Here is a 21,138-nt window from a genome sequence, read left to right as displayed (position 1 = left end):
GTGATAGGATTTGAACGATACATTTACAATAGGGGTGTCATCATGCGATTAAAACATAAGCCATGGGCTAAAGATAAATTAAACGATTTTCCACAGTATGTCATTGCAAATCCGGAAGATTGTAATGGGAAATGGAATGAGGTATTCGGAAATGACCATCCTCTATATATTGAAGTAGGAACTGGAAAAGGCCGATTCATTACTGAAATGGCAAAGGCAAATCCTCATATCAATTTTCTTGGAATTGAAGTGTATGAAAGTGTAATCGTTCATGCACTAGATAAGTTAATTGAAAGTGAAATTCCTAATTGTAAGCTTTTAAGTGTAAATGCCAATGATTTACGTAATTTCTTCAATAAAGGGGAAGTATCAAGGGTGTACTTGAATTTCTCAGACCCTTGGCCAAAAACTCGCCACGCAAAGAGAAGATTGACTTATAAAACGTATTTAAGCATTTATGAGGATATTCTACCTGATATGGGAGAAATTCACTTCAAAACCGACAATCAAGGTCTGTTCGAGTATTCTCTTATTAGCATGTCCCATTATGGGATGTTATTGAATTTCATTAGTCTTGATTTGCATAACAGTGATTATGAAGGAAACATCATGACAGAGTATGAAGAGAAGTTTTCGAACAAAGGAAGCCGTATCTACCGTGTTGAGGCACAGTTTCCCTCAAAGAAATAATGGAAAGGATGATCTCTAATACGGATCATCCTTTTTTGCTTTTACCTTAGCTAGACAAAATTATTGGAAGAATAATTGTCATATACAATATTATGAATAATCGAAAAACAATGATAAAATAGGGACAAATAGGAGGGAGAAAGATGCAGAGTTTACAGTTTGGAAACTTCCGGTTGACATGGTTGACTGGAGGCACAACGTTCCTTGATGGTGGTGCAATGTTCGGTGTAGTACCAAAACCACTATGGTCCAAGAAATATCCCCACAATGAGAAAAATCAAATTGAACTTCCAACTGATCCAATACTTGTTCAGACAGAAGACAAAAATATTCTTATTGAAGCAGGAATAGGAAAAGGAAGATTTTCTGAAAAGCAACTAAGGAATTATGGCGTTGAATTAGAATCAAGAATAGAGGAAGACTTGCTTGAATTAGGTCTTTACGCAAAAGATATAGACATGGTGTTAATGACACATATGCATTTTGATCATGTAACTGGCCTTACTAAGTTACATGATGGAAAGCTTGAATCAGTGTTTCCGAACGCAAAAATTATTACTTCAGATATCGAGTGGAATGAAATGAAAAAACCTAATATCCGTTCTCGAAATACATATTGGCAAGAGAATTGGGAAGCCATTGAAAGCCAAGTAACGACATATCATGAACAATTAGAGGTTGTTCCAGGTGTTAAAATGATTCATACAGGTGGCCATAGTGATGGGCATTCTATCATTGTTATGGAGTCTGGCGATGAGATTCTAATACATATGGCAGATTTAATGCCGACACATGCTCATTCAAACGTGTTATGGGTATTGGCATTTGACGATTATCCAATGAATTCTATTTTCCAAAAGCAAAAATGGATGGAATATGGGCTTCAGAAAAATGCATGGTATACTTTCTATCACGATGCTTTTTACAGAGCTGTAAAATTTTCTGAGGACGGTAAAGAAATCATTGAAAGCATCAAACGGCACTAAATCAAAACAAGACAGAAGGAGTGCTTCTGTCTTGTTTTGATTTTTCCTTATTTTGCTACAACCTCTAATATGGTTCCTGTCATGGCATCAGCAATAAATTCCAATTGCTCTTGATGGTCACCGATTTTTCTAGTTAGTCCGCCTTTGAAGACAGTATAAGTCAAGTCATTTTTCTCATATTGTTCTGACTTCATGACAATCCATGAGCCAATAATTTTACCGTTTTTCCGAAGGGCATTTTTGGCATCTTGTAATATTTTCTCAGGAGACATTGAAACATTACGTTCTATAGCTTGAGATGTCAAAACTCCTGCTGCAAAACCGACAGCTGCTCCAAGTAATAAATTTTTCCAATTCATCTATTTTCCTCCTCCCTTATACCAGATCCATTCCTCATTTTTAGTATACCTATAGAGAGCAAGACTGCACAAATAGTTTTATAATGAATGGACTGTAAGGCTGGTAAGGATACAGAAGTTTCTGTAAAATAGATGATGTACATAACATCTGATCGGTAAAAAGGAGATATTATAATGAATCAAGAAACCTTATCCTTGTTTAAGACATTGACGGAGCTTCCTGGAGCCCCAGGCAATGAACATGCAGTTCGTAAGTTCATGCGTTCCCAATTAGAAATGCATGCTGACGAAATCGTACAAGATGGTCTAGGTGGGATTTTTGGAGTCCGAGTTGGTAATGAAAATGGTCCAACTGTGATGGTCGCTGGCCATATGGATGAAGTTGGATTCATGGTAACCAATATCACGGATAATGGGATGATTCGCTTTCAACCTCTAGGGGGCTGGTGGAATCAAGTATTACTAGCGCAAAGAGTGGAAATTACAACAGATAAAGGTCCAATCGTAGGTGTCATAGGTTCAATTCCTCCTCATTTACTAGAGGAATCACAACGTGCTAAACCAATGGATATTAAAAACATGTTGATAGATGTTGGTGCAGATGACAGAGAAGATGTCAAAAGGATGGGAATTAAGCCAGGTCAGCAAATTACTCCTATTTGTCCATTCACACCTATGGCAAATGAGAAAAAAATCATGGCTAAGGCTTGGGATAACCGCTATGGTTGCGGGCTTGCCATTGAGTTATTAAAAGAAACCAAAAATGATGTATTGCCAAATATTCTGTATTCTGGAGCTACTGTACAAGAGGAAGTAGGTCTTCGTGGAGCTCAAACGGCTGCCAATATGATTAAACCAGATATTTTCTTTGCACTTGATGCAAGTCCTGCTAATGATATGTCCGGAAAGAAAAGTGAGTTTGGACAATTAGGCAAAGGGGCATTACTTCGTATATTAGATCGATCAATGGTCACACATAGAGGTATGAGAGAGTTTATATTAGATACAGCTGAATCAAATTCAATTCCGTATCAATATTTTGTATCACAAGGTGGCACTGATGCAGGTCGTGTACATCAAGCAAATGATGGTGTGCCGAGTGCAGTAGTAGGCATCTGTTCTAGATATATTCACACTGCTGCGTCGATAATACATATTGATGATTATGCGGCTGCTAAAGAATTGTTGAAGAAGTTAGTATTATCTTGTGACTCTTCAACGGTCAAAGCTATTCGAGCTCAATCTTGAAAGTGATGTGAAATAAAGAAATGAAAGTTTGTGTAGGCAGCAAGAATCCAGCAAAGGTTTCTGCTGTAGTAATTGCTTTTCAGGAAACACAAGTAGAAGTGACATCTTTAGACGTATCTTCTGGTGTATCCGCCCAGCCATTTTCTGATGAAGAAACGATTCTAGGAGCCATTACAAGGGCTAAGAATGCAAAGGATTTATCCGGTGCTGAAATAGGAATCGGTTTGGAAGGTGGAGTAGTGAAAACGGTTAATGACATTTACGTGTGCAATTGGGGAGCCCTTGTTAGTGATGGGAATCAGCCAATCATTGCCGGTGGAGCACGAATTCCATTACCAAAGGAAATTGGTGATCGTTTACTAAATGGAGAAGAGCTTGGTCCAATCATGGATGAATATACAAATAAACAAAATATCCGAAAGAGAGAAGGAGCCATTGGCGTTTTTACTAATGAACGCATTACTCGATCGGAAATGTTTGTCCATATCATGAGAATGTTAATTGGACAATATGAATATCAATTAAAGAACGATTAAAAGGAAAGCTCCATCACCTATAGTTGGTTGATGGAGCTTTTTTCACCTTTAGTATTCTATTTCCTCATAATCTTTAGGTTGAGGGACTGGTTGTCCATCTGCACCATTTGTGATTTTTTGGATTGTCTCTATTTCTTCTTTTGGCTTTTCAGTTCTTTTGTCGGTATTATTTCTCTTCATTTATTCGAACTCCTTTATTGGTTATTATGGTTAATATGCACTCGAAAATCGTGTTTCAAACAACATTTTAGATAGTATGAAAATTGAATATAATAAAAATAATAGAGGTAATCATAGTTTACTGAATTATGTTGAATGCCTGTCATATTTATTAGTATGATGGAAAGGACTGGAATACATAAAGTGGAGGAAAGTTTAATGGTCCCGAAGCGAATAGTGAAAGCAATAGGGTTCTTATGTTTACTACTTTTATTTACAGGCTGCTCTACCAATGTGGACGAGGAAATTAAAAAAGGAGAAAAAGCTGCTAAAACCTCTTTTATTAACAATACTGTCGAACCAAATGAAAAGGGGGAGGAATTTAATTATTACCTACCCGAAGGATTTAAAGTTGAAGAGGAAAAAAAGCATAATGTCATCATGAATAAAGGTGATACATACGCAATTATATTTGTTAACCCTAATGAACAAAGTGATAGTGAAGTATTTATCCAAAACTTTATGAATCATAAGGAAGAATACAAAACAATCCAAACTTTTGAAAAACCAGGGAAAAAAGGCTTTTTTACAGTTAGAGAAACGGAAGAGAATAAATATGAGTTAATCGTAGGGATTGGTGGAGTTAAAGTGACCACAGTTGCAAAGGCATCTGACTTAGAATTACTTTCTAAGGAATTGATGAAAACTGCCATTTCGATTAAACAGGATTAGAAAAAGGGGTGCCGAGGCGCCCCTTTTCTTTATTTCTTTTTAAATTTCTTAACTAGATTAAAGACCTTAATCTTAGAAAATGATAGTCTTGGTTTTATAAATTTCATTTTGATGGTTGGTTTAGAGAATCTGATTCTCTTTTTCTTTTCTTTTGAAGATGTTCTAATATTTTTCTCTACTGAATCCTCTAAGTTAAACTGGCTAATGACACTTTGTAAGTCAGAAGCAATATAGCTTAGTTCAGATGCCGCTTCATTCACTTGAGAAATTGCCATCAATTGATTTTCACTTGAAGCGCTAACTTCTTCTGCCACCCCAGCGGATTGTTCAGAAATTCTATAGATGTCATTCATTTTGTTAAACAAGGTGCCATTGGAGCTTTGGACATGTCCGATTGCATTTTGGATTCCGTTAAGCTTAACGTTGATCCCCTCTATATGGTTCACAATGTTTTCAAATGCTGACTTTGTTGAAGATACAGATTCACTTTGTTTCGTTTTATACTCATTGAACTTCACGGCTTCCTGTTTTAAAGAAAGCATTTGACTATTCATTGTATCTACAAGCTTTTGAATATTTTGTGCTTCCATTTTTGAGCGTTCTGCCAGCTTTCTAACCTCTTTAGCGACAACAGAGAATCCTCTTCCTGCTTCTCCAGCTCTCGCAGATTCAATCGCTGCATTAAGCGCCAGTAAATCCGTATTTTCAGCAATTTCCTGGATAGTAGAAACAATGGAAGAAATACTTCTTGATTGATCGGAAGCCTGTTGGACTTGGGCCGTTAAATGATTTGCTAAGCTAAGGAACTGTTCAGAAGTATCCTGCAAAATAATAATCGTCTTTAAGCCCTCTCTACCCTCATCCTGTGTTCTTTCAGCTTCCAACGCGATGTCTTCACTGATGGTTTGCGTTTCTTGGATTGCACTCGAAACATTGTTCATGATTTGTTTACTATCTTCTAATTGTTCTGCTTGATCAGAAGCACCAATTGCCACTTGTTTAACAGCCAAATTTACTTCGTTTGATTGCGCTGAGGTTTCTTCTGATATCGCCGCAAGATGTTGAGATGAAGAATTTAATTGATCCGCTGAATTCAGAACCTTCTTTAATGCATCTTGTACCTTTTCAGCCATATCATTAAATGTATGGGCTAGGGCGCTCATTTCATCTTTTTTTGTATCATTCACACGGTAGCCTAGCTCTCCTGAACCTATGCGCTCAGCACCATGCTTAAGAGATGAAATGGAAGAATTGATAGTTTTCATAACAAGTAGACCAATAGAAATAAGAATTAGAACTAAAATTACACTAATTACTAAAAGTATAGTACCTAGTTTTGCATTTTGTTTTTGCAAATCTTCATTTATTACAGCCTTTTGCTTAATTACTCCTGATTCAACATCGGAAACTGCTTTTTCAATGGATTTTGCATTTTCATCAAACACAACCATAAGCCTACTTGATTCTCTATATGTAGTTGCAGCTTCATGCATAGAGGTACTATATGTATCAAATTTAGAAGAAAATGTACTATCAGCAGGAAGTGCAACTTTTATTTCATCTTTCAGTTCATTGACTGATTTGGTGAATTCTGAATACACTTTCTCTTCTTTAGTTGATAAGTATTGTTTTTCCAACACTCGAATGGTTTTATAACGTTCGCTCCAGCTTTGATTTCCGCTACCCTGTAGCAATCCTTCTAATTCGGAACCTGCTTGATCAATTGTTCCTCTAAGCCCAGAAGTTGGAGTGAATCCTACTTTTTCATAAAACCCAAATAATTTTTTGAAACTATCGCTATATTCTTTTGCATTTTCTTCAATTTTCTTGGATTGTTTTACAATATCAGCATTGTCTTTATTATTTTTCATTAATGATTGCGATTGTATCTGAACATTACTGATAGTCTTTTCAATTTTTTTGGCACCACCTTGGTTTGGGATACGTAAAAATTGAGTTTCATATTTACGCGTCTGTGCCATATTGTACTTAATTTCCTTACTATCGATTACTGCTAGTGAAAGTCTGTCTTCTTCTTTCTTTACATCCTGCTGAATGTTACTAGAAAGGAGATTGAAAGTTAATAATATGAGTAGACCAAACGTTGACATGAATAATATAAAGCCTATTTTTGCTTTAATTGTTTTCACGGCTCGGGTCCCCTTTCTCTATATATTTAGTTTTTTATATAAATGCAACTAGCCTTTCACCGGCACTATGGCTTGGCGATTGCCCAGTTTTCTAATGTATATAAAAAAATTCCTCTATAGTCCCAAAGTATAAGTGGATATGAAAAAAATTCATATCACATAGGTCAGTGGTCTAAGAGAAAAAATTCAAAAAAATAAGTAATTTCTTTTATTATAGAGCTAATTTACTACTAAAACAATATACCTATAAATGTTTTCGCTAAGATTGATAGATAAACTTTAGGACTAATTTTTTTAGACGGTTGTTCATTACTTTTTATTAGTAGTTGATGAATATGTTTGATACTATCAGAATATATGAAGGAAAATGGATTCATACTGTTTGATGACAAAGTTAATTTAGGAGGAAGAGAAATGAAAGCACTAGAGACAATTGAACAATTTGATCAGTTAAAAGATAAAGGAAAGCACATCTTCTTATTCTCTGCCGATTGGTGCCCTGACTGTAGATTTATTGATCCTTTTATGCCAGAGGTAGAAGAAAAATTTAGTGATTTCAACTTCGTATATGTTGATCGTGATAAATTTATTGACCTATGTGTAAATAATGATGTCTTTGGCATTCCAAGTTTCCTTGCTTTTGAAGATGGCCAGGAGTTAGGAAGATTTGTGAGTAAAGACCGAAAAACTCAAGAAGAAATTGAACGTTTTATAAAATCACTATAATAGTAGGGTAAGGGATAGGACGCACTGATAGTCGAAAGGGGCAGGGGAACATGAAAATGAACAGTAAACGTATGAAGGACCTGTTGATGGAGAAATTACAATCTCCTCACCTTCAATTTCAGTTTGATCCGAAGAAAGATACAATCAGAATTGAGAACTCTGAAACAGGGAAGGGGATTACGATTGATCTTCCTCCTGTTATTGCAAAATGGGAAAATTCAGGGGAAAAGGCAATTGAAGAAACGGTATATTACGTGGAAGAAGCAATAAAGGCCATGGGTGGTAAGCATTCGATGCAAGGTCAAGAAAGCAAAATTTTCCCTGTAATTCGATCGACATCCTTTCCTTTAAAGGATCATAGTGGAATACCGTTTATTGCCGATGATCATACAGCTGAAACTAGAATTTTCTACGCTTTAGATTTAGGGAATACGTATAGATTGATCGATGAGAAGTTCTTGGAGCAACAAGGATGGAATCCTGATCATTTACGTGAGGTCGCCATGTTTAATGTAAGAGGCCTCTCAACAAATGTCAAAACTGATTCAGTTGCTGGCAATGTCTATCATTTTGTAAGCACAAAGGATGGATATGATGCTAGTAGGATTTTAAATGATTCTTGGTTAAAATCAATGCAAGAAAAAATGGAAGGGACTATGGCGCTAGCTGTTCCTCACCAGGATGTTCTCATCGTTGCGGATATACGGAATGAGACTGGGTATGATGTGTTGGCACAAATGGCGATGAGCTTTTTTGCCAGTGGGCTCGTTCCGATCACTGCTTTATCTTTCTTATATGAGAATGGAGACCTTGAACCAGTGTTCATCCTTGGAAGGAACAAAAAAAATAATAGCCCAAAGTAATAAAGGCTTCATTTTGATTAGCCTATAGGCGGTTTTAGATTGTCGACAAAAGGAATCGAGAGTACGCTCTCCCGATTCCTTTTGTCATTTTTTTATTGTAAATTACTCATTTCATGTATTTTACGCTTGAAGTCTTATATAAGAGGAAATATATTCTACTAGTTAAATAAATAGATTGTAGGGGGATATCCCTTATTTGAAGCAAGCTAGGTTATGCCATAGAGAAAGTCCTAATTCTACACACATTGTACTAATCTATTAATTTTTCTACATATTTCGCGATTTATTGATACAATAAATAGATGACTAACAGCATTAGAAGGTGATTTATTTGAAATGGTTAAAGAAAATAAAGAAATGGTTTCAAGATGAAGAAGTAATTGAAATAGAAGAAATTGTGACGCTAGAACCGAAAGAACATGAACAATTAAAGCGAGACCCTATAGCTTTTTTAAAGAAAAAACAAGCTGAGCCAGAAGGAAACCTAGAATCCCAAACATTAAAGAATAAAGATGTGGAAGCTAATGTACAGTATCAATATCCAAAAGGCAATTTCAGATTTCCCATTATTCCTGACAAGGAAGTTTCAAGGAAGAAGCCTTTAGTTAGACGTCAATCAACTACCAACAAACCAGAAAACCAAAGTGTTCAACAACAAACACATCCATTAAAAGAGCCTAAAAGGTCTAGTAAAACAATGGAACAGCCAACACGAAATGCGGTCAAGACAGAAAAAATTGTAAAGACTTCTACCAAACCGTTTTCGGTGACAGAGATTCCATCACCAGTATATGGCTTTAAACAACGACCAGAAACAAAAAAAAGTGAAAATAATGCTCAAGAAGTAACCGTCGAATTTGAGCTGGAATCAAACTCTAATAGAAGGGATATTAGTACGCCTACTATTCTTAGAAAAAAAGAGAATGTGATTTCATTAGAGGGCAGTGAAGGAATTAGACAGGTTTCGAAGGGTGAAACTACTGTTCAAGAAGAACCTGTTATTCCTATAATAATCGGACTACAAGATCAAACTCTTACAAATGCAAAAACCCATGTCCATGAAGAACCGGTTGTTGTGCAAACGAATCCATTAAAGACGATTGTGGAGGATGAACAAAGTATACCGGCAATTTTTAGAAAACAAGAAAGTATCACATACCGAGAAACTGAGACAGAAGTAACGGCGACAGATACGGAAGAAAATGAGATATTTATCAAGGAGAATCTTCAAACACCAGAATTACACTTGATGAATTTACCTGCAGATACTGACACTGAAGAAGATGAAAGAGTTCTAGCATTTGAGGATGGTGCAGAACATACTGATAACCTTTCCTTAGAATCTGAAACGAGTGTGGAAGGAGAACTTCCTATTCGTCCAAAAAAACATATACCGTTTAACGTTGTGATGTTAAAACACGATAAAGAAAAGCTGACAAATCCAGTAAAAAAACAATATGATTTTCTTCAAACACCAAGCCCAAAAAAGGAACTACCAAAAACTAAAACTTCCCCAGTAGTGGAAGAATTGGAGCAGGAATCTGAACCTATTATCAAGGTAGAGGAAGAGACTAAAGTTATTATTGAACCTAGGGAAAAGTCTTTGAATGTCAATGCATTGAATGATTTGAACACAAAGGAAAGCATTGAGGATGAATCGTTGCCTTTTTATCAATTTCCTTCCCTAGAATTGCTTGAGCCAGCAATCCAAACAGAAAAAGCGGATGATGATTGGCTTGAACAGCAGGCGTTTATGTTGAATGAAACATTGAAAAATTTCAATGTCAGGGCCCATGTGGTAAATGTCACGCAAGGCCCGTCCGTCACTCGCTTTGAAGTGCAACCAGAAGCGGGAGTAAAAGTAAATAAAATTACGAACCTTTCAGATGATATTAAACTTAGCTTAGCTGCTCAGGATATCCGGATGGAGGCACCGATTCCTGGTAAACACACGATTGGTATTGAAATTCCTAATAGAAAAAGCAAAGCTGTATTTTTAAGGGAAATACTAGAGAGCCCTGCTTTTATGGACAACCCATCTCCTTTAACAGCTGCACTTGGACTTGATATTTCGGGAGATCCAATTGTCACCGATTTACGAAAGATGCCACATGGATTGATTGCAGGTGCGACAGGATCTGGGAAAAGTGTTTGTATCAATACGATGTTAGTGAGTTTGTTATATAAAGCTACTCCACAAGAATTAAAGCTTTTATTAATTGACCCAAAAATGGTCGAATTAGCACCGTACAATTCCATTCCACATTTGGTTAGTCCTGTTATCACGGATGTGAAGGCTGCTACAGCAGCTTTAAAATGGGCAGTGGAAGAGATGGAAAGACGATACGAATTGTTTGCCCATACAGGTGTACGCGATATTAATAGATTTAATGAAAAAGCAAGTTCTGCAGGTCGCTTATCGGACAAACTTCCTTTCATTGTCATCATTATCGATGAATTGGCGGATTTGATGATGATGTCGCCAGCGGATGTCGAAGAAGCCATCTGTCGTATCGCACAAAAAGCACGAGCATGTGGTATCCACTTGATTGTTGCTACACAAAGGCCGTCCGTAGACGTAATAACAGGATTGATTAAAGCAAACATTCCGACAAGGATTGCCTTTTCCGTTTCTTCTCAAGTTGATTCAAGGACTATCATTGATGTTAGTGGGGCAGAAAAACTGCTTGGTAAAGGCGATATGCTGTTCTTGGAGAACGGATCATCGAAACTTGTACGACTACAAGGTACCTTTGTAAGTGATGATGAAATAGACCAGGTCGTAAACCATGTAAAAAGGGAGCAGGAACCAAAATACCTATTCCAGCAAGATGAAATTCTAGCCAAAGCACAGATTTCGGCTGACTCTGATGAACTCTTTATCGAGGCCTGTGAGTTTGTAGTTACCCAAAATGCTGCATCTACATCAAGCCTACAGAGACATTTCCGTATAGGTTACAACCGTGCTGCAAGGTTGATGGAAATGCTTGAATCACAAGGAGTCATTTCAGAGGCAAGAGGGAGCAGACCACGTGATGTTTTAATGGGGGAAGAAGAAATAGAGCTTTTCTTGTCAGATAAACCAATGTAAAATCAAAAATGCGTGATAGAATTTACTTCCCGATTGACGGGCTATTTAATGGCTGAGGGTAAGTTTCCCCTTATAGCTTATTTTAAGAATTTGCTTTTCCGTCTATTCTCTTCTATACAGACATCTATACATTAAGAAAGTGAAATAAAGGATACCTTCTTAAAATATGGTATTCTTTATTTACTTCTATTTAATAATAGATAATAAAACCGGAAAATAATGATCGTACTTGAGATCTTAGAGGAGTTCTACAATGAAAGAGATTGAATTAAAATTACAAGGCAAGCTAAAGCGCCTTACAAACCATACATTCAAATTTGATGAAAGAGTAAGAGAAGGTTGGTTCTCAGCGGTTTATTTCTTGAAAACTAAAGAAATCGTAGAGGATTACTTCCCGAACAATATTGTTACCATGCAGTTCTTTCAGAAACAGGATGCGGTTTTATGTGGGACAGATGAGGTAATAGCTCTAATTAAGGAATTTGCTGATAAACCCGAAGAACTTGAAATTTTTTCTTTAAGTGATGGGGAGAAAATCAAGCCTTTTGAAACAGTTCTTACGATAACTGGCCCATACCAAAGCTTTGGCTATTTAGAAGGAGTCATTGATGGTATTTTAGCCCGCAGAACCTCTGTTGCTACAAATGTATATAATGTAGTTAAAGCAGCAGGTATCTCTGGCAATCAAAAACCGGTCATCTTCATGGGAGATCGTGATGATCATTTTACACAACAAGCTGGGGATGGTTATGCTGCACATATTGGTGGAGTTACTGCCCAGGCGACCCATGCAATGAATGAATGGTGGGGCAAACAAGGGATGGGAACCATGCCACATGCCTTAATCCAACTCTTTAACGGTGATCTTGTGGCTGCATGCAAGGCATATCACGAGAAATTCCCAGAAGATGAATTATTGGCTCTTGTTGATTATAATAATGATGTAATAACAGATGCTCTTAAAGTTGCAAGGGAATTCGGTTCCGTTCTTAGAGGTGTACGTGTTGATACATCAAGAACGATGATTGATAAATATTTTCTTAGAAACCAGCACTTGCTAGGAACATTCGACCCACGTGGGGTTAATATTGAACTGATTTCAGCACTTAGGCATGCACTAGACGCTGAAGGATTTAACCATGTGAAAATTGTCGTAAGTGGTGGATTTAGCGAACAAAGAATAATTGAGTTCGAAAAAGCGGGGGCACCTGTCGATATGTACGGAGTAGGAAGTAGTTTATTAAAAATTAATATCGGTTTTACTGGTGACAATGTAATGCTAAATGGAAAGCATCAAGCCAAAGAAGGCCGTAAATTCCGCCCTAATCCAAGATTAGAAAAAGTTGATCTATCTGAAATTTAAGTAATGATGGACATGAAATTTTAAATCCTCAGGATATGAGGATTATGATATAATGTTTTATTGTGTATAAAGGTTGCATTTGACATTGGACTGAATTAAAAATACTGAAAATGAACGATAAATGAATAGCATTTCATTAGAATTGCGTTTAGATGATTGTTGGAGGTTCTCATATGACTGTATACCATTTTGTTGGAATAAAGGGTTCGGGTATGAGTGCACTTGCACAAGTGCTTCACGATATGAATTACCAGGTACAAGGCTCAGATATTGAAAAACAATTGTTTACTCAAATCGGTCTTGAAAAATCCGGAATAAAAATCCTCCCTTTTACAAAGGAGAATATCCAACCAGGATTAACGGTTATTGCAGGTAATGCATTCCGTGATGATCATGAAGAGATTCAAAGAGCTATGGAGCTTGGACTGCCAGTGATCAGATATCATCGCTTCCTAGGTGATTTTATGAAAAACTTCACCAGTGTAGCCATTACAGGGGCACATGGGAAAACCTCGACAACTGGTCTAATGGCTCACGTTATGAGAGGGGCAAAACCAACCTCTTTCTTAATTGGAGATGGTACTGGAAGAGGGGACAAAGATGCACAATACTTTGTCTTTGAAGCATGTGAATATCGAAGACATTTTTTAGCATACCATCCTGATTACGCTATAATGACTAATATTGACTTTGATCATCCAGATTATTTTGCAAGCATTGATGATGTATTTGATGCATTTCAACAGATGGCTTTACAAGTTAATAAAGGAATCATTGCTTGTGGGGATGATGAACAACTTCAAAAAATACAAGCCAAGGTACCAGTGATATTCTATGGGTTTAATGAGGAAAATGATTTCCAAGCCCGTAATGTTAATTCCACAACAGAGGGTACGACATTCGACGTCTTTGTAAGGAACACTTTTTATGATACATTCACTATTCCTACGTATGGAAACCATAATGTCTTGAATGCATTATCTGTCATCGCATTATGCAAATACGAGGACATTGATGCAGAAGCTGTAAAAGAACAATTGCTTTCGTTTACAGGGGTTAAAAGAAGATTTTCAGAAAAAGTGATAGGTAATCAAGTTTTAATTGATGATTATGCTCACCATCCAACTGAGATAAGAGCTACAGTAGACTCAGCTCGAAAAAAATATCCGGAGAAAGAAATTGTGGCTGTTTTCCAACCGCATACCTTTACTAGAACACAAACTTTCTTATCTGAGTTTGCTGAAAGCTTAAACATGGCCGATCATGTTTTCCTTTGTGAGATATTTGGTTCCGCTCGTGAAAACCAAGGTAAGCTTTCAATTGAAGATTTACAAGAAAAAATTCCAGGAGGAAAGCTTTTATCAGAGGATAATACTTCTGTATTGAAGCAATTCCAGAATAGTGTCATTCTTTTCATGGGCGCTGGGGACATTCCTAAATTCCAGAAGGCGTATGAAGCTGAACTGGAAGATTAAATAAGGTGAGGCAGGTAATAAATTAGGATTTTATTACCTGCTTCTTTTTTTCTTAAATTAGAGGAAATTCGACAAGATGGGAATATATTATTGAAAGTTGGGATTATATCAACTCTAGTTGGGAATAAAGCGACCAAAGTCGGGAATATATGGCTCAATCTTGAGAATATTTAATACCATTTTAAGAACTTACAAAGTCCCTTTGCCAAGTTAATTAAAAATCCCCAAGTCATCTTGGGGATTTTGTTTTGTTTACTTAAGATTCTCTGGATTCAAAACTTCTAACTCTGGGATGACGAATCTACCATCTTTACGAATTAATACGTCATCAAAGTAGATTTCTCCGCCACCGTACTCTGGACGTTGAATATTTACCATATCCCAGTGGATATTGGAATGATTGTCGTTAAATGCATCATCATAGCATTGTCCTGGAGTGAAATGGAAGCTGCCATCTATTTTTTCATCGAATAGGATATCTTGCATTGGATGTAAAATGTAAGGATTCACACCAATTGCGAATTCTCCGATGTAGCGGGCACCTTCATCAGTATCAAAAATATGATTAATTCTTTCAGAATCATTTGCCTCTGCTTCAACAATCTTGCCATCTCTAAAAGTAAGCTTTACATTTTCAAAAGTGAAGCCTTGGTAAGGAGATGGAGTATTGTAAGTAATCACACCATTGACAGAGTTACGTACAGGTGCTGTATAAACTTCACCATCTGGAATATTTAATTCACCAGCACATTTAACTGCTGGGATATCCTTGATGGAGAAAGTAAGGTCTGTTCCTGGACCAGTGATGCGAACTTTGTCCGTTTTATTCATTAATGCTACAAGGCTATCCATAGCTTCACTCATTTTTCCGTAATCAAGATTACAAACATCAAAGTAGAAGTCTTCGAAAGCTTCCGTACTCATTTTTGCCAACTGTGCCATTGATGAGTTTGGATAACGAAGGACCACCCAACGAGTTTTCGGAACACGAATTTCTCTGTGTACCTTCTTCCCGACTGTATCACCATGAATTTTCATTTTATCCCCTGGTACGTCAGCATGTTCATTGATGTTGTCACCAGAACGAAGACCAATGTATGCATCCATTTTACTCATAACATTTGCCTCGAATTCTGCAATCATGTCAAACTGTTCTTTTTGAGCACCCATCAATAATGAACGATCTACTTGGTGATCCTTTAATGATACAAATGGATATCCACCAGCTGCATATGCTTCCTTCACTAGAGCAGTGACAAGCTCACGTTGAAGGCCAAAGTTTTCAATTAAAACCTTTTCTCCTTTTTGAAGCTTTACAGAGTAATTGATTAAATTTTTTGCTAATGTTTGTATTCTAGGGTCTTTCATTATGTATCCTCCAACCAGAAAATTTAAATGACTTCTTTATTGTAACCGAATTATAGCAATTTTTTTACTTTTTTCTTTTGAGATAGCTAAATAATAGATATTAGAAATATTTTAACAAAAAAAAAGGAAAATCATGAATATCTATGGAAAAATATATAAGTTTATTAATGTATACTAAGGGTAATATGTAGATAAATCATCACGGAGGTGTAGAGTTTTGGAAATCATTTTATACTTAAGTGCGGCAGTGGCTGCAATTGCATTTTTAATATTAGTCATATTCCTGGCGAAAACATTAAAATCTTTGCAAGCAACGTTAAATAGCGTAGCCCACACATTAACAGGATTAGAACAACAACTACAAGGGGTAACAATGGAAACAACTCAGTTGTTACATAAAACCAATGCTTTAGCAGAAGACTTACAAAAGAAATCAGAAAATCTAAATACAGTTGTAGATGCCGTGAAGGATGTTGGTACATCCATTAAAGGCTTTAATCAATCCATTCAAAAAGTATCTTCAAAGGTTCAAAAGGAAATGAACAATAACCAAGAGAAAATTGCTCAAGTGGTTCAATGGGGTAATGTACTAATGGAATTTAGAGATAAATGGAAGGCTAGAAAAGAACAGGAAGACCAACAGCTTACTATCGATGCGTATGGCGTTGAGCGCAATGAAATAGAAGCAGAAAAAACAGACTCATTAGCTAAAAAGAGATTTTTACGATCTCGTGGATAAAATTTCCCTATATTTCTAAAACAGGAGGAGAATGACTATGAATACAAAAGATTATCCGAAAGAGTATCCGAGAGAATATCAAAATTACGGTAAGAATGCAGATGATAGAGGGTATCAACACTATCAGCAAAATGAATCGGGTGGAGGAAGCTTTCTATTTGGTGCTATCATCGGAGGATTAGTAGGAGCAGCAACAGCATTATTTCTAGCGCCAAAATCAGGAAGAGAGTTACGGAGTGATTTAAACAATCAAGCTCGCATTTTTAATGACAAAACTGAAAAAATTCGTCAAACAGCTGTGGAAAAAGGAACAGAATTTGTAGAAGTTGCTAAATCTAAAACAGGTACGATCACTGAAACCGTTACTAAACAAGCTAGCACCATTATGAACAAAGTGACTCCAAATAATTCTACAGAAGAATTGGATTCAGGGGACGAAGGAATTGTTTCGGAGACTGAGACGGTCACTATTTCAAATAACGACCATCAATCAAGCCAGCCTTCTGATATTGCAAAATTAAAATTGGAAGAAGCTAAAAAGGCATTTGAAGAAACAGAAAATCGCTATAATCAATAAATTTGAAAAATGGGTGGTGGGGTGATACGATGACTTCACTGCCCATTTTATTTACCAGAGGAAGGGAATTAAAGATGACATTGATTAAAATTGAAACTGAACAACAATTTGAAGATTTATTATCAGGAGATTCATTCTTCATGCTTAAACATAGCTTGACATGCCCTGTTAGCCATGCAGCTTATGAGGAATATGTAAAGGTGGCTAATGAAGATAATAGTATCAAAATGGCTTATTTGGCTGTTCAAGATGCTAGGCCGTTATCGAATCATATTGCGGAGACTTATAACATTAAGCACGAATCCCCTCAAGCGTTTTTATTTAAAAACGGAGAACCAGTCTGGAACGCATCACACTGGAAAATCACGAAAAAATCCTTATTGGCAGCAAAGCAAGAAAATTAATAAAAAAAGCCATCTTCATTTTTCCGTTTTAAGGAAAGTGAAGATGGCTTTTTTAGGATGTATCTTATTAAGAACCTGGGATGGTAGTAGGCCAAAGAATCCTTAAATCATCTCCTGGTTCAATTTGTTCATAAAAGCTTGTTTCTTTATTATTTTTCAAAAGAAGGAATCTAGCATTGGAAGTTTGAGGCATTTCAATATCGATATGCCTAAATAAATCCTGGAAAATAAAAGGTTCCTCTTTCTTTTGTTTAATGATTAATCGATCCCCGGAATGAATCGTTTGCTTTTCTTCTAAATTCTTACCAGCTCTTTCAACTGATGCAACAGATTTTGTTAAAACGATTTTTTTTCCATTAAAGCTGATTGGGATAGAATAATTCAATTTAATGTTAAGTGAATCTGTGAGCTCAAGTAGGGTAGGAGTGTATGGGTTTTTGAAAATAAGCTGATCACCATCCTCAAAACCAGCTGAACCTTTACACTCTATTCCATTCCGCATTAATGTGCCGCTATATTTCTCAATCGTTACAGGTTTATCATTTATAAATATTGAATAGGACGAAATATTTTTGAGCAAGCTTTTTTGACCTAATGCGTCGAGTAAGGCTTCAATCGTGTCTGGTAGCTTACAGAGTATTGTATCTCGATCCTGGACTTCGTCCTCACCAGATGCAAATTCACCGTTCTGTTTTATTACCGCTTCTAATTCATATTTCGTACCATTGATTGTCACTATTTTCCTTGGTATATGATCAAGTAAATCTTGAATTTGAATGGTTGCAGGGTAGCCATCTTCCCCTTTTTCCGCAACGATCACGTCTCCACTTTGCACTTCATCATCAAGAGAGGTAACATTTCCATTTTTCAATAGGGTAGGTGGAGTTCCATGAATTCCAGGAATGGTTATTGTTTGACCATTCACGGATACCATCATGGCCATTCCTGGTTTTCCGTATAGTTTGTTCATTTTTATTCCTGCAGCAAGAAGGCAATCCCCTACAGTCAATGTCTTCATGTCAAATAACCGGACACTTTGATCATTTACAGTAATGCTGACATATTGTACTGGATTTTTGTTTGCTGCAATAGCTATTCCAATCGGGGTTACTAATTCAGGTCCTTTTGTTAATGATTCTGCAAGAGTAAGGTTTTGAATTGCTTCTATGCCGCGAATAGCAACACGATTAGCTGGCAGCTGTAGCTTTTCAGCTAATAATCTTGGAAGTTCAGGTGTTAAGCTTCCACCACCGACAAGCATAATCGCTTTTGGTGATTTGTGATTATTGAGAGATAATATTTCGTGACTTATTGACTCAGCAAGTTTATGTAATGCAGGAGAAATTTGCTCCACTACCTCTGTTCTATAAATCTCAGTTTCAAATCCTAAAATGTCCGTGACTTTTATTTGATCTTGAGTAAGAAGCTGTCTCTTTGCTTCTTCTGCCAAAGGGAAATCAAGCAATAGCTGGTCACTGATTGCCTCAGTTATCTCATCTCCAGCAATGGGAACCATTCCATAGGCTATGACCGTTCCCATATCAGTCAATGCTATATCGGATGTGCCCGCACCAATGTCAACCAATGCCACATTTAATCTTCTCATGGAAGGAGGGATGAGAACGTTTATTGCCGCAATAGGCTCCAGTGTCAATGCTTGCATCTCTAAGTCAGCACGTTTTAGGGCTGAAATTAATGATTCTACGACGACTTTTGGTAAAAAAGTTGCAATAATCTCGACAGAAGCTTTTTCCCCTTTTTGATCTATTAAACTACCAATCTCTTGTCCATCTAAATGATAATAGAGTACAGAATATCCGACGCAATAGTAATGGAAGCTTTGTTCTCCCATCCCTTTTTCCGCAACCTCAGATTGAGCGGCTTGTACAGCTGTTAATTCAAGGTGAAGAATGTCGTCTTTGCTGATCATTGGTTTGCCTGCAATATCGACTGATACTTTCGCCCTTTCTGTTTTTAGCGCCCTTCCAGCCGCAGCCACACAAACTTTATTGAGCGGTCCATGCTTGGCTTCAAGTTCAATTTTTATATCTTGAATGACTTTTGAAACAGCCAGTACGTCATGTATTTGACCATCTAGCATGGCTCGTTCTGTATGCTCTTTAGATAAGATATCTTTTACATGGTATGACTCATTAATTTTTTCTAAAATGATACCTACAACGGAACGTGTGCCTATATCTAAGGCAAATAAGTTTTCATGCAAGGAAGACACCTTCTTTTATTATAATTACTTTAGTACTTAAAAGCGTTTATTTATTAAAGATATTTTTCGTGACTTCTAGGATGTATTTCGTTATACTAATACCTAATTATAAAAAATGTACCATAAATAAGGGTTGCATTTAAAGGTAATGCGGTTATTTCATGTCTGCAAACGAGAAAATAAAAGAAAAAGGGTGGTTGGGTATGAGTAATAAGGAATTAGATGCACTTCGTGAAAATCTAGATGAAATCAATTTATCTATACTACATCTTATTAATGAAAGAGCGAAACTTGTACAGGAAATTGGTCGAGTGAAGGAAAAGCAAGGGGTAAATAAGTACGATCCGGTACGTGAAAGAAAAATGCTAGATCTAATTGAATCCAATAATGAAGGGCCTCTTGAAAATTCTGCAGTCAAACATATTTTTAAAGAAATATTTAAGGTTGGTTTAAACCTTCAAAAAGATGACCATAAGAAAGCATTATTAGTTTCAAGAAAGAAGAAGCCCGAAGATACTGTTATTACGATTAAAGGCGAGAAAATCGGAACAGGTGCTCCAAGTTTTGTTTTCGGTCCTTGCGCAGTTGAATCTTATGATCAAGTTGCCGCTGTTGCTGATGTAGTGAAGAGCAAGGGGTTGAAGCTCTTAAGAGGTGGAGCATACAAGCCACGTACTTCCCCATATGACTTCCAAGGTCTAGGATTAGATGGAATGAAAATTCTTAAGAAAATTGCCGATGAATATGGCTTAGCAGTCATAAGTGAAATCGTGAACCCTGCTGATATTGAAACGGCTATTGATTATATTGATGTAATTCAAATTGGTGCTAGAAACATGCAGAATTTCGAATTGTTAAAAGCAGCAGGTGCTGTAGATAAACCAGTTCTGTTAAAACGTGGATTGGCTGCTACAATTGATGAATTTATTAATGCAGCAGAATACATCATGTCGCAAGGGAATGGGAACATTATCCTATGTGAACGTGGAATTAGAACATACGAGAGAGCGACACGAAACACACTAGATATCACTGCCGTTCCAATCTTAAAACAAGAGACTCATTTACCAGTCTTTGTGGATGTGACACACTCTACTGGCCGAAAGGATTTGTTGCTTCCTGCTGCTAAGGCTGCGTTAGCGATTGGAGCTGATGGTATCATGGCGGAAGTTCATCCTGATCCAAGCGTTGCCCTATCTGACTCTGCTCAACAGATGGACTTTGCAGAATTTGATATATTCTTAAAAGGGTTGAAGGAATTAAGTATAACGACTGTTTAAATGGAAAAGCCTTTTGCATTCGTGCAGAAGGCTTTTTTCATTTATGGATTTATCGTTAATGGATTGAAAATATATAGATTATTTTGTGACAAATATAGAAAAAACTGCTCTCATTGATTGCAGTTCTTAAACTAGTATCGTAATATTATTTATTAATACATAATTTTG

General features: G+C 36.6%; 19 protein-coding genes. 14 read left to right on the top strand and 5 right to left on the bottom strand.

Features of this window, described 5'->3' with window-relative positions:
- The first annotated feature begins 42 nt into the window (after nucleotides 1-42).
- Together trmB and DBX25_RS13480 are read left to right on the top strand one after the other, a co-directional pair.
- Complete coding sequence (trmB, locus tag DBX25_RS13485) at nucleotides 43-690, top strand: tRNA (guanosine(46)-N7)-methyltransferase TrmB (RefSeq protein ID WP_108671332.1); 648 nt, start codon at nucleotides 43-45, stop codon at nucleotides 688-690.
- A gap of 143 nt (nucleotides 691-833) precedes the next feature.
- Entirely contained in the window at nucleotides 834-1,676 is an 843-nt protein-coding gene (locus DBX25_RS13480) for a YtnP family quorum-quenching lactonase (protein WP_108671331.1), read from the top strand.
- A gap of 47 nt (nucleotides 1,677-1,723) precedes the next feature.
- Here DBX25_RS13480 and DBX25_RS13475 read toward each other — a convergent pair whose 3' ends face one another.
- A complete protein-coding gene (locus DBX25_RS13475; RefSeq protein WP_108671330.1) occupies nucleotides 1,724-2,035 on the bottom strand; it encodes a hypothetical protein in 312 nt (103 codons plus the stop codon).
- A gap of 174 nt (nucleotides 2,036-2,209) precedes the next feature.
- Here DBX25_RS13475 and DBX25_RS13470 point away from each other — a divergent pair, with 174 nt between their 5' ends.
- Together DBX25_RS13470 and DBX25_RS13465 are read left to right on the top strand one after the other, a co-directional pair.
- Entirely contained in the window at nucleotides 2,210-3,283 is a 1,074-nt protein-coding gene (locus DBX25_RS13470) for a M42 family metallopeptidase (protein ID WP_108671329.1), read from the top strand.
- Nucleotides 3,284-3,303: 20 nt separating this feature from the next.
- A complete protein-coding gene (locus tag DBX25_RS13465; RefSeq protein ID WP_108671328.1) occupies nucleotides 3,304-3,819 on the top strand; it encodes a DUF84 family protein in 516 nt (171 codons plus the stop codon).
- Nucleotides 3,820-3,867: 48 nt separating this feature from the next.
- On the opposite strand, the gene DBX25_RS21655 is transcribed toward DBX25_RS13465, so the two are convergent.
- The gene (locus DBX25_RS21655) at nucleotides 3,868-3,999 is read right to left on the bottom strand and encodes a hypothetical protein (protein WP_276309611.1); all 132 of its coding nucleotides are present in this window, start codon (nucleotides 3,997-3,999) and stop codon (nucleotides 3,868-3,870) included.
- Between the two features lie 198 nt (nucleotides 4,000-4,197).
- Here DBX25_RS21655 and DBX25_RS13460 point away from each other — a divergent pair, with 198 nt between their 5' ends.
- Nucleotides 4,198-4,710: a hypothetical protein gene (locus DBX25_RS13460; RefSeq protein ID WP_108671327.1), complete on the top strand. Its 513-nt coding sequence runs from the start codon at nucleotides 4,198-4,200 to the stop codon at nucleotides 4,708-4,710.
- A 29-nt stretch (nucleotides 4,711-4,739) separates the two neighbouring features.
- Here DBX25_RS13460 and DBX25_RS13455 read toward each other — a convergent pair whose 3' ends face one another.
- The gene (locus tag DBX25_RS13455; protein WP_108671326.1) at nucleotides 4,740-6,860 is read right to left on the bottom strand and encodes a methyl-accepting chemotaxis protein; all 2,121 of its coding nucleotides are present in this window, start codon (nucleotides 6,858-6,860) and stop codon (nucleotides 4,740-4,742) included.
- Between the two features lie 414 nt (nucleotides 6,861-7,274).
- Between DBX25_RS13455 and DBX25_RS13450 the strand changes: the two genes are divergently transcribed.
- From DBX25_RS13450 to murC, 5 genes are all read left to right on the top strand, one after another.
- On the top strand, nucleotides 7,275-7,586 hold the full coding sequence (locus DBX25_RS13450) for a thioredoxin family protein (RefSeq protein ID WP_108671325.1): 312 nt from the start codon (nucleotides 7,275-7,277) through the stop codon (nucleotides 7,584-7,586).
- 56 nt (nucleotides 7,587-7,642) lie between these two features.
- Nucleotides 7,643-8,449 (top strand): DUF1444 domain-containing protein, encoded by an 807-nt coding sequence (locus DBX25_RS13445; RefSeq protein ID WP_108671324.1) that lies wholly within the window; start codon nucleotides 7,643-7,645, stop codon nucleotides 8,447-8,449.
- Between the two features lie 331 nt (nucleotides 8,450-8,780).
- Nucleotides 8,781-11,540, top strand: coding sequence for a DNA translocase FtsK (locus tag DBX25_RS13440; RefSeq protein WP_108671323.1), 2,760 nt, complete (start codon nucleotides 8,781-8,783; stop codon nucleotides 11,538-11,540).
- A 253-nt stretch (nucleotides 11,541-11,793) separates the two neighbouring features.
- Nucleotides 11,794-12,903: a nicotinate phosphoribosyltransferase gene (locus tag DBX25_RS13435; protein ID WP_108671322.1), complete on the top strand. Its 1,110-nt coding sequence runs from the start codon at nucleotides 11,794-11,796 to the stop codon at nucleotides 12,901-12,903.
- A 173-nt stretch (nucleotides 12,904-13,076) separates the two neighbouring features.
- Nucleotides 13,077-14,378 (top strand): UDP-N-acetylmuramate--L-alanine ligase, encoded by a 1,302-nt coding sequence (gene murC, locus DBX25_RS13430; protein ID WP_108671321.1) that lies wholly within the window; start codon nucleotides 13,077-13,079, stop codon nucleotides 14,376-14,378.
- A 252-nt stretch (nucleotides 14,379-14,630) separates the two neighbouring features.
- Here murC and DBX25_RS13425 read toward each other — a convergent pair whose 3' ends face one another.
- Nucleotides 14,631-15,746: an aminopeptidase gene (locus DBX25_RS13425; protein WP_108671320.1), complete on the bottom strand. Its 1,116-nt coding sequence runs from the start codon at nucleotides 15,744-15,746 to the stop codon at nucleotides 14,631-14,633.
- Nucleotides 15,747-15,963: 217 nt separating this feature from the next.
- Between DBX25_RS13425 and DBX25_RS13420 the strand changes: the two genes are divergently transcribed.
- The 3 genes from DBX25_RS13420 (at nucleotide 15,964) to ytxJ (ending at nucleotide 17,466) form a co-directional block, all read left to right on the top strand.
- Nucleotides 15,964-16,485 (top strand): DUF948 domain-containing protein, encoded by a 522-nt coding sequence (locus DBX25_RS13420; RefSeq protein ID WP_108671319.1) that lies wholly within the window; start codon nucleotides 15,964-15,966, stop codon nucleotides 16,483-16,485.
- A 37-nt stretch (nucleotides 16,486-16,522) separates the two neighbouring features.
- Complete coding sequence (locus DBX25_RS13415) at nucleotides 16,523-17,062, top strand: YtxH domain-containing protein (RefSeq protein ID WP_108671318.1); 540 nt, start codon at nucleotides 16,523-16,525, stop codon at nucleotides 17,060-17,062.
- A gap of 74 nt (nucleotides 17,063-17,136) precedes the next feature.
- On the top strand, nucleotides 17,137-17,466 hold the full coding sequence (gene ytxJ, locus DBX25_RS13410; RefSeq protein ID WP_205685234.1) for a bacillithiol system redox-active protein YtxJ: 330 nt from the start codon (nucleotides 17,137-17,139) through the stop codon (nucleotides 17,464-17,466).
- Nucleotides 17,467-17,533: 67 nt separating this feature from the next.
- Here ytxJ and DBX25_RS13405 read toward each other — a convergent pair whose 3' ends face one another.
- Entirely contained in the window at nucleotides 17,534-19,690 is a 2,157-nt protein-coding gene (locus tag DBX25_RS13405) for a cell division protein FtsA (protein ID WP_108671317.1), read from the bottom strand.
- Nucleotides 19,691-19,893: 203 nt separating this feature from the next.
- On the opposite strand from DBX25_RS13405, the gene DBX25_RS13400 reads away from it, so the two are divergent.
- On the top strand, nucleotides 19,894-20,970 hold the full coding sequence (locus DBX25_RS13400) for a bifunctional 3-deoxy-7-phosphoheptulonate synthase/chorismate mutase (RefSeq protein ID WP_108671316.1): 1,077 nt from the start codon (nucleotides 19,894-19,896) through the stop codon (nucleotides 20,968-20,970).
- Nucleotides 20,971-21,138: the final 168 nt, after the last annotated feature.

The sequence above is a fragment of the Peribacillus acanthi genome (assembly GCF_003073175.1).
Classification (GTDB): domain Bacteria; phylum Bacillota; class Bacilli; order Bacillales; family DSM-1321; genus Bacillus_BN; species Bacillus_BN acanthi.
This window is presented reverse-complemented; position numbering and strand designations above follow the sequence as displayed.